Here is a 12,857-nt window from a genome sequence, read left to right as displayed (position 1 = left end):
CACAATGAGCAAGAAGGAAGTCATCGATCCGGTCACGCGCGTCGAGGGGCACGGCAAGATCACCATCCACTTAGACGACGAGGGGAGTGTCGACGATGCACAGTTCCACGTCACGGAGTTCCGTGGCTTCGAGGAGTTCGTTGAGGGCCGTCCGATCTGGGAGATGCCCGAGATCACCGCCCGCATCTGTGGCATCTGTCCGGTCAGCCACCAGCTGGCGGCGGCCAAAGCTGCCGACGACGTCATGGACGCCGACGTTCCCGAAAGTGCCCACAAGCTCCGGGAGTTACTCCACATGGGGCAGGTGCTCCAGAGTCACGCCCTGAGTTTCTTCTACCTCTCGAGTCCCGATCTGGTGTTGGGCTACGATGCCGACCCCGCCGATCGGAACATCGAGGGTGTCTTAGAGGAGAACCCGCAGTTGGCCGAACGCGGGATCGACCTGCGCAGTTTCGGCCAGAACGTCATCGCTGCCTTAGGCGAGAAGAAGGTCCACCCGGACTTCGCGGTCGCGGGCGGTGTCTCGAACACGCTCGATCGCGAGGACGGCCAACAACTCCTCGAAGAGAGCGAGCCCCTGCCGACCTATCTCCGGGAGACGATCGATCTCTTGAAGGATATCTTCGCGGACATGGACCCGGATACCCTGGATTATGCCACCTATCCGACCGGGTACATGGGGCTGGTGACTGACGAAGGTGGCCTCGAACACTACGACGGGGATATTCGACTCGTCGACGAGGACGGCGACGGCCTCGAAGAGATCGACGACGGCGACTATCGGGACATCATCGCCGAGCGTTCCAAAGAGTGGAGCTATCTCAAATTCCCCTACTACAAAGAGCAGGGCTTCGAGGACGGCCAGTACCGCGTCGGCCCGCTGGCCCGCCTGAACGCCGTCGACGATATCTCGACCCCGCAAGCCCGCGAGGAGTGGGTCGAGTTCATGGACGCCGCCGACGGCGCGGTCCACGAGCGATCCACCTACTACCACTGGGCGCGTCTCATCGAGATGTTGCATTGTGTCGAGCGCATCCAGGAACTGCTCGAGGACGACGACGTCTACGAGGGCATGACGAACGTTCAGACGACGCCCACAGCCGGGACGGGCGTCGGCGTCATCGAGGCGCCCCGTGGGACCCTCATCCACGAGTTCACGATCGACGACGGCGGGATCGTCGAGGATGCCAACTTCATCGTCGCCACGACGCACAACAACGGCGCGATGAATCAAGGCGTCACCTCGGCCGCCGAGACGTTCATCGACGGCCCGGAGATCCCGGAAGGCATCCTCAACAAGATGGAGAGTGTCATCCGGTGTTACGATCCGTGTCTCTCGTGTTCGACCCACTCGATCGGCGAGATGCCCCTAGAACTGGAACTCGAACAGGACGGCGAGACGGTCGCCGAGACGAGCCGGTGAACACGGCGAAGCCAGCCAACCATTCATCATGAACGCACTGCTACTCGGCCTCGGCAACGACATCAAGCGCGACGACGTGGTCGGTCTGGAAGTGACCGAGGCGCTTGCAGAGTGCTTCGGTGACGATCTCGACGTCGAAACCTACACGTCCGGGCGTCTGATGCTCATCCAGGAGCTCAGCGGCTACGATCACGTCTTCCTCGTCGACGCGATCAAGACCGACGATGGGACACCCGGCGACTACTACGAGTTCTCCCCCAGCGAGGTCGAACCCGGCGACGAGTCGGGTGGCTTGGCGACTCACAACGTCGGCCTGGGGACCCTACAGACACTCGGCGAGGCGATGGGCCAATCCATGCCGTCGATCACGATCTTCGCCATCGAGGTCGAGAACCCCTTCGAGTACGGCGAGGGGATGACCGATGCCGTCAGCGAGGCCGTGCCGACGCTGATCGAGGAAATCGGTGACGATATCGAGACGGCTCTGGGTGCTGCCGTAGTTGCTTCTGCTTGACGCTGCCTCCCAAGGCCTCGGTTTTGTACCCCTACCGTCTCACCCGCAAGTCCGTTTCCCGAGGACTCCACGAGTGGTCGCTGTCGGGGAGCACTCCGTGTTCCTGACGGTTGCGACAACGTACGTTTCACCGGGTTAGCGCCGGACGTGGCCCTGTCGCCGGATGTGGCGCTAGTTGCCGTCCGCTGGAATTATCGACTGGAGCCTTCGAAGGGTGCTTCCATCCGAACGACATCTATCAGTAACGCTTCACCGCTGCCGAGCACGTCAGTCACTTCGCCCAGGATCACGAGATCGAACTCGGGGGTCGGGCCGAGAACGATTGGATCTCCGACGCCGACGTCATCGAGCAGTTGCTGTAACTGCACGCGCGCCCGACACTCGGTCGGGTGATGGACGTTCGAGAGCGTAATCGACTCGATCGTGACGTCGACCCGATCGTAGTTGCCCGCGAGGATGACCTCCTCGGTCTCCTTTTCGGGATCGCGGCCGAGAATGTGAAACGCCAGGTCGGTCGGTTCGTACCCGCCTTTCGGCCCCGTGATGCTTTCGACGAGGCCCAACGAGGCCAGCCCTCGCATCTGGTTTTTGATCGACCCCTCGGACCGATCGAGGACGTCGGCGAGTTGACTACTCTTGACGGGTCCGTCCGATTCCGCATACTCGTTGACCAGGACTTTCAGCGCATCCCTGTCTGGTGCTGAGAGGTCAACCTCATGGTCGGCCATGTAATTACTGTTGCTACCGGCCCGATTCACTTATTTCCCCTGTCCGCTTGGTTGCCCGTTTCACGCGAACTGCTCACGGAGGTCGGCGCTCGACTCCCGCCAAGCGTCGATCAACGTGTCTTCGAAGGCGTCACCTTCGCCGCTCTCGATCTGGTTGTGGGCCTCGAGCCACGCCACCGTCCGCTTGACGCCAGCCTCGAAGTCGATCGTGTACTCGAAGTCCAGGTCACGCTTGGCTTTGCTGTTGTCGAAAATCGTGCTAAACTGGAAGTGGTCTCGGAGCATCTCCGTCCGCTCTGGGGCGACGTCTCCCAAGACGTCAGTCGGAATGTGTACCAGCTCGGGTTCGGGCGCATCCAGGGCCGAGGCGACCCGCTGGTGGTACTGGTTCCAGGAGATGACCTCCTCGCTGGTGACGTGATAGGTTTCGCCGTAGGCCTTGGCGTTGCCGACGGCGTTGACGAAGGCCCGGGCGACGTCGTCGCGGTGGCAGGGGCCCCACAGCGCGGTCCCATCGCCGTGGACGACGATCGGTTTTCCCTGGCGGAGCCGCTCGATGTAGTAGGTATCGATGCCGAAGGTGTGCAAGACTGGGCCGCCCTCACCGTAGGTACTCCACGGACGGATGATCGTCACGTCGAAAGCCCCTTCGCGTTCGGCCGCGCGAAAACGATCCTCGGCGGCGGCTTTTTCGGCCCCGTACTCGCTGACAGCCGGTTCGCGGGCGGCGTCTTCGGTGATTGGATTGCGCTCGGGCGGCCGGGCATAGACATCGATCGTACTCGTGAAGATCAATTGCTCGATCTCGTTCCCGAAGGCCCGAATGTCACTTTCGACATCCGCGGGCGAGAAACACAGCATGTCGATGACGACATCCACGTCGACGTCCCCAACTGCGTCTTCGAAAGCATCGTAATCGAAGCGATCGCCGTGGATCTGCTCGACGCTTTCGGGAATCTCGACGTCGGTTTCCCCACGGTTGTACAGCGTCACCTCGTGGCCCGACTCAACGAGCTGTCGCGTAATTCCAGTCGAGATGACGCCCGTGCCGCCGATGATGAGTACGTCCATACGTTGTCGGCTCCACACGGCTACCACATTACGTTTGGCTTTCGTGAATTAATTCCTCACAAATGCAGCCCGAACGGTCGAGACCGATGCCAGACTCTGGGTGTGAGCGTTGTGACTCTCGAAGTGTGAATGGCTGCGGGGAGTGAGCCCCCTTCTGTTCGAGCCGGCATTCGGCTGTGCGTCCGTGCCGTGTCCGGACTACCAGTCGCACGGACTTGCACCGGCGAGGATTCGCCGTTCCATCCGTTCTCGTCCGTCAGCGTGTCGGCGGTGCCGACACGAGTACCCTCGGTGGGTTCACTCCCCGTCGCTTTGTCGCCCGCGGAGCGGCCGCCTTACGGCGGTCGATCCGACGACCTTTCTCGCTCGGGGTTCGCACACCTCATCGGTCGGGACGAGGGGTCTCGTTGCTGTTCCAGTGCCGACGGTCTCCCGCCCCGGGTTTGCACCCGGTCGCCTGCCCGGACGGTGGGGGGACTTTCCTCATGCCCGTTGGCCGCATTCGGTCACGATCGGACCGGGCGTCTCGGGCACGGGGACCGGCCTCCCGCTGCCGGTCGCAGCTACTCGGCGTGGCGGATTAAGGGATTCGATCGGACGGGCGGACGCCGTAGGGCCTCCTTAGAGGGCCTGTTTGACCTGCTGGAGGAACTGCTGTGGGGGCAGGGCACCCGTGAATTCCCCGTCCGTCCCGTTGACGTTGATCTGCGGGACGCCACGAACGCCGAACTCCTGGGAGAGTTCCATGAACTCCTGTGATTCGACGGAGTTGGCCTCGACGTGTTCGTTCTCGATGGCCAGGCTGTGGGCTGTCTGGACTGCGCGTGGACAGTGCGGACAAGTCGGCGTCACGAACACCGTGATTTCGACGGGTTCGTCGATCGCTGTGAGTTCCTCTCGGACGCTCTCGTCGAGTCCTGTCTCACCGGTCGACACGGCAACGAGATCCTGGAGGAACGAACTGAACTCCTGGCCCGACGGGATCCCGAAGTAGCGGACCCCGGAGATATCCTCACGGGTAATGACCGTTACCGGTCCGCCATCGTACTGATCGGCACCGAGTTCGCCAGCCAGTGGGTCGTCCATCTCGTGGACGGCCAGATCGATTTCCTCGGCCAGCGATTCTACGTCTTCGATTAGTGATACAGTTTCGTCACAATACTGGCAGTCGTCGTCGGTGAACACGTGGACGTCAATCGGATCGGCCAAGTCTTCGAGAACTTCTTTGACGTCGGATTTGTCGTCTTCGTCGAGTATTGCCATCGGTACTACGTGGTAGTGGCTACTACGCAATTATATTTTGCGATATGCACAATACTAGGCACGACCATCTCCGATCCACGTCGATATCTCTCTGTCGCTGTTGGCCGTCCCGGAGAGACAGTGCTGTCGGTCAGACCGGCTACAGTAGGTCGTCGACGCAGGGTCTCCCGGACGGAGAGGACACACAACTCGCGAGCAAACGCCTCGGAAGGGGCTTTGGCCGGAATATGAACCAGAAGACGGCCGACCTCCCGTGGTCGGCCGCTGTGTCTTCCAGGGACCTAAATTCCGTATCCAGTTTCACCGACCACAGCAGCCGCTCAGCGACCTACCGCCTCCCAGAAGTGTGCTCGGAAAAAGCCTAGGCCGGAATTTGAACCAGAGGAAGACGGTCAGCCTCCCGATGGTCGGCCGCTGCGTCTTCCAGGGATTCAAATCCCGCTTAGGCTTTTCACTCGCTTAGGACCCCATCGCTGGCGCTCCGGGGTCAGTCACTCGGAAAAAGCCTAGGCCGGAATTTGAATCCGGGGTCTCGTCCTTACCAAGGACGCGCTTTACCGCTAAGCTACCCAGGCACGCATACGCAAGTTACCGCGAGTTGTCTTTAGGCGTTTCGATTTTCAATGATCGGCCGAGGTCCGGACGCCGTCGCCGCCGGTCGAATCGATCGAGACGAGTCCGGACAGCCGATCGGCCGAGAACTCGGGCCGACCGCCATTGGCGAGTGCCCCGTCGGCTAGGGAATTCGCGTACTCTCGAAGCCCTGGCGACGGTTGGCCACCGACTGCGGTCGTCCCGGCGACGGTGGCCAACTCGAAGACGTCCGCTTCGAGATTCCGATCGAGTGATGGATCGTCAGTCTCGCGTCGGACCGTCTGGTCGCGACCGAACGCTCTGACTGTCGCGACTGCTTCGTCGGAGGCTTCGGTATGAGACAGCAGATAGAACCCACGGGCCACGAGGATATCGGCGATGAGAACGTCCAGATCCCCCTCGGCTTTTTCGTCGGCGAGCCACGGTGGGTCTTGGGCGAGCGTTCGCGTCAGGCCGAGTCCTTCGTAGATCAGTTGCACGCCGACCGCTCGCTTGGCAACGGCGTCGGTCAGTGGATCGTCGGGGTGATCGATGACAGTCTGGGCCGTTCCGGCAGCTCGCCGTTCGAGGACAGCCCGAGCACAGTGGACCGTCAGCGCTCCTGCGGTCATGGCACTGCCTTCGAGGCGGGAGACAATCCGATCGTGCAATTGTTCGGGCCCGACATCTTCGATAGCGTCCGTGGCGGCCCGACGAACCACCGCGGCTTCCTGCATTACCCAAACATAGCAGTGGGAAAGTCAAAGACCTTTGGAAAGGCCCCCTCCGATCCGCCAGTCAGTCTCCCGATTTGCGGACAATATCGCCGTAAGAACCGCGTTACAGGGGTGTTGGCGTTGGCGGCATGGCCCGTTTGTGGGCACTCTGTTCGTACAGTTCTTGGACGTGTTCGACTACCGACTGCTCGACGCCGACGATCTCTGCGGTCGCGCTCGTGCTGACTCCGCCTTCGACCTGAAGCGCCAGAATCGAATCGATGGTGTCGTACTCGACGCCCAATTCTCCTTCGTCAGTCTGATCGACCCACATTCCGGCGGTGGGGGTCCGGGAGGCGATGTCTGCAGGCACGCCGAGGTGCCGGGCCAACTGGCGGACCTGCTGTTTGTAGAGGTTCGCGATCGGGTGGCAATCGACGGCCCCGTCGCCGTACTTCGTGAAATAACCCGTCAGTGATTCGGTCCGGTTGCCCGTCCCCAAGACGAGCCCGTCCTCGGTGTTTGCGACCAGATAGTTCAGCACGGCTCGCGCCCGGACGCGAACGTTACCGACTGCCATTCGATCGGCCTCGGCCTCTGGATACGCTTCGAGGAACGTCTCGACGATCGGCTCGATCTCGATGACGTCGTATTCGATCCCGAGGTCCTCGGCGACGCGCTCTGCGTCGCTCATCGTCTCCGGGTCGTTGACTTCGCTTGGCATGACCAGCCCGTGTAGGTTCTCGGCGCCCAACGCTTCGACGGCGAGGTACGCGACGGCGGCACTGTCGACGCCGCCCGACAACCCCAAGACCGCCCCGTCGACACCAGCCTCGTCGATTTGCTCGGCGATGAAATCGGTGACATGCTCGCGCTGTGCGACCAGTTCGTCGTCGGACAGTCGCAGGTCCAGCGGCGAATCCCCCTGTGCTATCGAATCGCTTTCTGTCATGTAGCGGCAGATTGGAGTTCAACAGACAAATAGGCACCCTTCGACGCGATATTGCTGGACGCGCGTCGAGCCAGTGAGACCGTCACCGAATAATCTATTGGGTGGTTGCGTCGCTTAGTCGCCGCTGAAGCGCTACGTTCAAGTGCGAGCACGTCGCAGTCTTCAGGTGCGAACGAGCGCTGGTGTTGAGACGGACGCAGTCCGTCGATGCTCGGCGCGAGTGAACGCAGTGAACGAGCGCTGGTGGTCTAGTGGTAGGACATGAGCTTCCCAAGCTCATAGCCCGGGTTCAATTCCCGGCCAGCGCATTTCATCTGCGAACGACAGTGAGCAGTGAAATCGCAAAAGGGAATTGCGCCCTGGGAGTCACAGCCCGCGCAGGGCCGACGGCCCGAGCAGGAATGTCTCCCTCCGGTTCAATTCCCGGCCAGCGCACTCCCTGCGGTCGTGCGCCGCCCGTAGCTCGCAAACGCACAGCGTTTGCTCACTCCCGGCCGGCGCATCTTCTTCTGCCCTGTTGTCGTCGTTCGATGTACCAAGTATGACGCTCCAGAGTCTCGCCTCGCGGGTTTGGTGGGACGTCGCCCGTCGATCTCGAATCTGGACGTTTCGCTCACTCTCAGCCAGCTCATTGTACCGCCAGCACCTGTGGGCGCAGGATCACCGTGTCGTGATTGCACTGACCGGGACAACGCTTGCGATGGGGGTTGTGTCTTCGGCGCCGTGTTCTCGATCGCCTGGCTCCTGTTGGGCCTGTCTGGGAGCAACACACCCCAGGAAGCGCTCACCGGCGACAGAAGCGAGGACGAAGCTCAGCCGTCGACTGTGCGGGGCTTGCGGGGCAACTCGCCGGGAGCCACCCCGCCAATCACCCTCGCCAATCGCTCGATTCCCGCAAGCAGGGTCGGGCTGGGCTGATTCAGCAGTGAGTCGTCGATCGCCTGCAGCGTCGCGTCGATCTCCCAGTCGCGCGCTTCCAGCGGAGCGACCGTCGGTTCGGCGGCTCCACAGTGGTGGACGATCGCGTGATCGGGATCGACGTCTTCGACTGTCGTCCCGGTGATCTCCCGGGAGCGCTCGCCCGACTCGACGAACGGATAGCGACCGCCGGCGACGCGGACGGCCTCTGGCACCCAGTTGCCGGCGGCCATCGGTGGCTCTCCCCATTCTTCACAGTAGACGACCGGCCGATCCTCGCCGTCGGGCGTCGCCGCGTCGACTGCCGCGACGTACTCCCTGGCGCGCTGTTCGAGACGTGCCCCGCGGTCCGGCCGGCCGATCGCGTCACCAATCGTCCGAAACGAGGTCAAGACGTCATCGAGAGTGGTCGGCTCCTCGTGAGCGACATCGAACCCGCGGTCGCGCAGCTCGTCTCGCAACTCTGCCTGTAATGAGTCGTTCGTGAGGAGCAGGTCTGGATCCAGCTCGGCGATGGCTCCAACGTCCGGGTTCAGCCACCCGCCGATCTGGGCTACCTCTTCGAGCCCGCAATGGGCTGTGACGCCGACCAGTTGCTCGTCGCGACCCAGCGCCCGGACGATTGCCGTGGCACTCGGGGCCAGCGAGACGACCCGCTGCATACACGCTTGTGGGCTCCGATCGCATAAAAACCGTCAGGGCAAGCTTCCGAACTGGCGGCTCGATCACACTAGCTTGCTCGATTCAGCCGGCAATCTGCATTCACTCCATCGAGAGCGTGATCGAGCCATCGAAATCCAGGATGATTTCCTGGGTCAGGTCGCCAAAGAGCGCTTTTCCGGTCGGCGAGCGCCGTTTGCCTACGAGGAACACGTGGTCGCAGTCGTGATCCGCCGCCGCATCGAGGATGGCCCTCGCCCGATCGCCTTCGGATCCGATCCGGATATCGACCTCGTGGGTCGGCTCGGCCCCGTCGAGTGAGTCCTCCACGAAGGCCGTTGTCTCCTCCTCGAACTGGTGGTCGACCGGATCCTCGAATTGGGCCCGGTCGATGTCACTCGTCAGCTCCGTCGACTCGACCGCTTCGACGTCTTCAGAGGTCAACAGTCGCAGTACGACGAGTGGTGAGTCTTCACACTCGCTGAAGGCGGCGGCCTCTGCTAACAATTCCTGTTCCGCATCGCTTCTCTCGATGACGACGAATAACCCTTGCTCCATGTCGATTTATATATACTCCATCCTTATAAAAGCGGAGGACGACCGACGGGCAGTGACGCCGGGGCTGACTCTGTTCGGTCGGCGCTATCGGGCCGCGTCGACCTCGACTCCTCCGACGACATCGAGGAGTGCTTCCTGCGTGAGGTCGCCGGCCACGACGACCGTCTGGCCGTCGCTCGTCCACTGTGCGACCGTGCCTCCGTCCAGTTCGAGCCACGTCTCTTCTGCTTGCTCGTCCGGGACTGTGGTGACGGTCACTGTCCGCTCGTCGACTTCGAGCGTTCGGCTCTCTGTCGTGTTCGTGGCGGGGAGCGCTGATTCGGATTGGAGAATCGTGATCGAGTCACCGTCGGCCGTGTACTGGCCGGCGACCACGGACACTGGACTCTGGAGGGCGGCCCCTTCGGCCAGGTTCCATCGGTCGCCAGGGACAGCGACCGGCACGTCAGCTATCGCTCGTAGATCTGCGACCGAGTCCACAGCTCTCTCGCTGGCCCCCGCAGTTGGCGGTTGGAACGTACTGGTGGCCGGTGAGATGTCGAACGTCGTTTCCATATCGACCGTCACCGTCACGTGTGGCGTCGTCACTTCTTGTTTCACGACTGTCGCGTCGTCAGTCTGGACCCATACCGTGAGTTTCCCGTCGTGTTCTGGGGCTGTGATCGTGACGACGTGGACGTCGTGGCCGTCTACAGTCGTCGTTTCGACCCGTTTGGCAGTCAGATTCGTCTCGGCCAAGAGCGTCGAAATAGAGCGCTTCGACTCGGCAAGTCGCCGTGCCGTCTCACTCCAGTTGCCGTCTTTCGGACCGTGGCTCCAGTTCCGGTCCCCGAGCGCACTGTCGTTCCATTCGGCTGGGATCACGCTCCGGGCCCCGTTCTCGTGTAAGGCACTCCAGTTGACGGCGGTCTGCACCGACTCTCCGGAGGCGGTCTCGATACCGTCACTCCAGGTGCTCGATTCGGTGCCGTCTCCAAGAGCGACCGTCTCGAGTATCGGGAGCGTGGCGTCCGTGCCGATCCCCGAGACAGTGCCCGCCGAGAGATCACCTGACAGCACGATCGGGGCATCCATCCGGGAACTCTCTAGCCACGCCGTCGTGCCGTCGTAGCCGGTGCGGACGTATCGTGGTCCGTCTGAGACGTTCGCACGGACCAGGCCGTCCGCTGTCGCGATCGAGGTGATAGACACGTCTTCGACTGTGTCGTTGTGTTCGACAGTCACGGTCGCTTCGACGAGGATCGACTCCGCCGACTGGTACTGTTCCTCGGCGTTCGAGAGGACAGCCTCGCCGGTCGGCGTGTCGTCGGCGATGGCGAACCCGGCGACGGCCGCCATACCGAGGATTCCGACCACGAGTGCGCTGAAGGCAACGAGGCGGATTCCCCCTCTGGATCGAATGGCCATTACCCAAATCACGGGCTTGAGACACTTAAGCGGTGGTACGGCGGCACTACGCGGCTTCGATCAAAGATACATACGCTTCCCTCACCTATCGGCTGTATGGACGCTACCACGGACCCCGAGTCGGTCGTCTCCCTTACCGGGGTTCGCAAGGAGTACGAACTCGGTGGGACGGTGACGGCCTTAGACGGCCTCGACCTGACGCTGGCGCCCGGCTCGTATACGGCAGTTATGGGGCCAAGCGGCTCCGGGAAGAGCACGTTGTTGAATCTCGTTGGCGCTCTCGATACGCCCACGGCTGGGACCGTTCGCGTCGACGGGGTGGACGTCGCGGAGCTGTCGGAACGTGGGCGAGCACAGCTTCGTGGTACCGAGATCGGCTTCATCTTCCAGACGTTCAACCTCATGCCCCGACTGACAGCCACGGAGAACGTGGCACTCCCACTCGTGTTCGCCGAGTGGGCGCGATCCGAGCGCACCGAGCGTGCCGAGACGCTACTCAAACAGGTCGGCCTCGGCGATCGACTCGATCACATGCCACAGGAACTCAGTGGGGGACAACGCCAGCGTGTCGCCATCGCGAGGGCGCTTGCGGCCGAGCCAGCCCTCGTCTTAGCCGACGAACCGACCGGGAACGTCGACACCGAGACCGGTGAGGAGATCATGTCGCTGTTCGCAGACGCCCACGCCTCGGGCAACACGATTCTGCTGGTGACCCACGAACGCCGGATCGCCGAACATGCCGACCGGATCGTCCACGTCCGGGACGGCGTCCGTGAGCGAACCGAGTCCCTCGGAGGTGCGGACTGATGGACTGGCGGGAGGGCATTCGGATGGCCGTCCGGGCGATCACCGGGCATCGACTCAGATCGGCACTCACCGTCGTCGGGATCGTCATCGGTATCGCGACGGTCGTCGCGTTCGCGAGCTTCGGGGCCAGTGTCCAGACCGATGTCGTCGGGGAGTTTCAGTCAACGTCGGCCAGCGAAGTCTACATCGCCTCCGGGGGCGGGTTCCTCTCTGGCTCTGGCCCACCTGGGGCAGGGACTGGGTTTACACGCCCAGTTGTCACGACACACGACCTCGAACAGATCGAGGCCATCGACGGCACCAGAGCTGTGATCCCCCGTGGCTCTGTCAGTGTGTCTGCGCTCAGGTACGCAAACGACACAGTGTCGATCGACGGTCTGACGGCGACGACTGCCAACGCCTTCGCGGAGTCGATCGTCGAGGGCCGGGCGTTCGAATCGGGTGACAACGAGATCGTCCTCAACGAGATCGCAGCCGAGCAATTCGAGCCCAACGTGACTGTCGGCAGCACGATCGAGCGCGTCGGCGAGGAACCGACGTCGTTCACCGTCGTCGGGATCACCACTGGGGCACGCGGTGGTTTGACCGCCTTCGGGCCGCCAGGGCCGGAATTTTACGTCCCAGTCGATCCCCACTACCGAACCGTCCAGGAGTCTCCGACGCTTGGCATCGATCAGCGGGCGTACTCGCAGGTGACGATCGTGGTCGACGCGGGTCGTGTCTCTGCGGTCCGGGACGTCATCGAGACCTACATGCAAACAGCGTCAGACGCGATCCAGCTTCTCGGCACCGACGGCGAAGTGACCGTCCAGTCGACGGAGGACGTCGTCGGTGGGATCGAGGCGGTACTGCAGGATATCACCCGGTTGATCACGGGCATCGGGGTACTGGCGCTGGTCGTCGGCGCGTTCGGGATCGCCAACATCATGCTCGTTAGCGTCACCGAACGGACCAACGAGATCGGGATTATGAAGTCGATGGGGGCGACCAACCGGGAGATCATCGGACTGTTCCTGGCCGAATCCGTGCTGCTCGGATCGGCCGGGGCCGCGATCGGGATTCCGCTCGGACTCGGTGTTGGATACGTGGGGGCCACCTACGCAGCGGTCGGATTCACGATCCCTCTCGACTGGGTTACAATCGCTATCGTCATGGGTATCTCGATCGGGATCGTTGCCGGCCTGTACCCTGCCTGGCGGGCGGCGCGTGTCGATCCGATCGAAGCACTACGATACGAGTGACGGCCCGTACTCTCCTGGGTCGATCG

General features: G+C 62.5%; 12 protein-coding genes, 2 tRNA genes and 1 other RNA gene. 5 read left to right on the top strand and 10 right to left on the bottom strand.

Annotated elements, in window-relative coordinates; translation table 11 throughout:
- Positions 1-4: 4 nt before the first annotated feature.
- Together FR699_RS09020 and FR699_RS09015 are read left to right on the top strand one after the other, a co-directional pair.
- The gene (locus tag FR699_RS09020) at positions 5-1,423 is read left to right on the top strand and encodes a Ni/Fe hydrogenase subunit alpha (protein WP_154553100.1); all 1,419 of its coding nucleotides are present in this window, start codon (positions 5-7) and stop codon (positions 1,421-1,423) included.
- Between the two features lie 28 nt (positions 1,424-1,451).
- Positions 1,452-1,937, top strand: a complete 486-nt coding sequence (locus tag FR699_RS09015) for a hydrogenase maturation protease (protein ID WP_158855202.1) — start codon at positions 1,452-1,454, stop codon at positions 1,935-1,937.
- A gap of 191 nt (positions 1,938-2,128) precedes the next feature.
- On the opposite strand, the gene FR699_RS09010 is transcribed toward FR699_RS09015, so the two are convergent.
- The 7 genes from FR699_RS09010 to FR699_RS08980 form a co-directional block, all read right to left on the bottom strand.
- The gene (locus FR699_RS09010; RefSeq protein ID WP_154553102.1) at positions 2,129-2,665 is read right to left on the bottom strand and encodes an Rrf2 family transcriptional regulator; all 537 of its coding nucleotides are present in this window, start codon (positions 2,663-2,665) and stop codon (positions 2,129-2,131) included.
- A 60-nt stretch (positions 2,666-2,725) separates the two neighbouring features.
- Complete coding sequence (locus FR699_RS09005) at positions 2,726-3,736, bottom strand: NAD-dependent epimerase/dehydratase family protein (RefSeq protein ID WP_154553103.1); 1,011 nt, start codon at positions 3,734-3,736, stop codon at positions 2,726-2,728.
- Positions 3,737-3,867: 131 nt separating this feature from the next.
- Positions 3,868-4,291: RNase P RNA component (gene rnpB, locus FR699_RS09000), an RNA gene on the bottom strand.
- Positions 4,292-4,357: 66 nt separating this feature from the next.
- Positions 4,358-4,999, bottom strand: a complete 642-nt coding sequence (locus FR699_RS08995; protein WP_158855201.1) for a thioredoxin family protein — start codon at positions 4,997-4,999, stop codon at positions 4,358-4,360.
- A gap of 503 nt (positions 5,000-5,502) precedes the next feature.
- Positions 5,503-5,574 (bottom strand) — tRNA-Thr (locus FR699_RS08990).
- A gap of 45 nt (positions 5,575-5,619) precedes the next feature.
- Entirely contained in the window at positions 5,620-6,309 is a 690-nt protein-coding gene (locus tag FR699_RS08985) for a hypothetical protein (protein WP_154553107.1), read from the bottom strand.
- A 103-nt stretch (positions 6,310-6,412) separates the two neighbouring features.
- Positions 6,413-7,240, bottom strand: coding sequence for an NAD+ synthase (locus tag FR699_RS08980; RefSeq protein WP_158855200.1), 828 nt, complete (start codon positions 7,238-7,240; stop codon positions 6,413-6,415).
- Between the two features lie 237 nt (positions 7,241-7,477).
- Between FR699_RS08980 and FR699_RS08975 the strand changes: the two genes are divergently transcribed.
- A tRNA-Gly gene (locus FR699_RS08975) sits at positions 7,478-7,548 on the top strand.
- 504 nt (positions 7,549-8,052) lie between these two features.
- Here FR699_RS08975 and FR699_RS08970 read toward each other — a convergent pair.
- From FR699_RS08970 to FR699_RS08960, 3 genes are all read right to left on the bottom strand, one after another.
- A complete protein-coding gene (locus tag FR699_RS08970) occupies positions 8,053-8,820 on the bottom strand; it encodes a helical backbone metal receptor (RefSeq protein ID WP_158855199.1) in 768 nt (255 codons plus the stop codon).
- Positions 8,821-8,920: 100 nt separating this feature from the next.
- A complete protein-coding gene (locus FR699_RS08965) occupies positions 8,921-9,376 on the bottom strand; it encodes a universal stress protein (RefSeq protein WP_154553110.1) in 456 nt (151 codons plus the stop codon).
- A gap of 84 nt (positions 9,377-9,460) precedes the next feature.
- Entirely contained in the window at positions 9,461-10,783 is a 1,323-nt protein-coding gene (locus FR699_RS08960) for a hypothetical protein (RefSeq protein WP_158855198.1), read from the bottom strand.
- 96 nt (positions 10,784-10,879) lie between these two features.
- On the opposite strand from FR699_RS08960, the gene FR699_RS08955 reads away from it, so the two are divergent.
- On the top strand, positions 10,880-11,590 hold the full coding sequence (locus FR699_RS08955) for an ABC transporter ATP-binding protein (RefSeq protein WP_158855197.1): 711 nt from the start codon (positions 10,880-10,882) through the stop codon (positions 11,588-11,590).
- Entirely contained in the window at positions 11,590-12,831 is a 1,242-nt protein-coding gene (locus tag FR699_RS08950) for an ABC transporter permease (RefSeq protein ID WP_158855196.1), read from the top strand. The genes FR699_RS08955 and FR699_RS08950 overlap by 1 nt, the downstream gene beginning before the upstream one ends.
- Positions 12,832-12,857 lie beyond the last annotated feature (26 nt).

The organism is Halorhabdus sp. CUG00001 (assembly GCF_009797925.1).
Lineage (GTDB): Archaea > Halobacteriota > Halobacteria > Halobacteriales > Haloarculaceae > Halorhabdus.
This window is presented reverse-complemented; position numbering and strand designations above follow the sequence as displayed.

Coding starts and splice junctions, on each gene's coding strand:
- FR699_RS09020 (WP_154553100.1), top strand. CDS start 5: ATGAGCAAGAAGGAAGTCATCGATCCGGTCACGCGCGTCGAGGGGCAC.
- FR699_RS09010 (WP_154553102.1), bottom strand. CDS start 2,665: ATGGCCGACCATGAGGTTGACCTCTCAGCACCAGACAGGGATGCGCTG.
- FR699_RS08980 (WP_158855200.1), bottom strand. CDS start 7,240: ATGACAGAAAGCGATTCGATAGCACAGGGGGATTCGCCGCTGGACCTG.
- FR699_RS08955 (WP_158855197.1), top strand. CDS start 10,880: ATGGACGCTACCACGGACCCCGAGTCGGTCGTCTCCCTTACCGGGGTT.
- FR699_RS08985 (WP_154553107.1), bottom strand. CDS start 6,309: ATGCAGGAAGCCGCGGTGGTTCGTCGGGCCGCCACGGACGCTATCGAA.
- FR699_RS08995 (WP_158855201.1), bottom strand. CDS start 4,999: ATGGCAATACTCGACGAAGACGACAAATCCGACGTCAAAGAAGTTCTC.
- FR699_RS08970 (WP_158855199.1), bottom strand. CDS start 8,820: ATGCAGCGGGTCGTCTCGCTGGCCCCGAGTGCCACGGCAATCGTCCGG.
- FR699_RS08965 (WP_154553110.1), bottom strand. CDS start 9,376: ATGGAGCAAGGGTTATTCGTCGTCATCGAGAGAAGCGATGCGGAACAG.
- FR699_RS08960 (WP_158855198.1), bottom strand. CDS start 10,783: ATGGCCATTCGATCCAGAGGGGGAATCCGCCTCGTTGCCTTCAGCGCA.
- FR699_RS09005 (WP_154553103.1), bottom strand. CDS start 3,736: ATGGACGTACTCATCATCGGCGGCACGGGCGTCATCTCGACTGGAATT.
- FR699_RS09015 (WP_158855202.1), top strand. CDS start 1,452: ATGAACGCACTGCTACTCGGCCTCGGCAACGACATCAAGCGCGACGAC.
- FR699_RS08950 (WP_158855196.1), top strand. CDS start 11,590: ATGGACTGGCGGGAGGGCATTCGGATGGCCGTCCGGGCGATCACCGGG.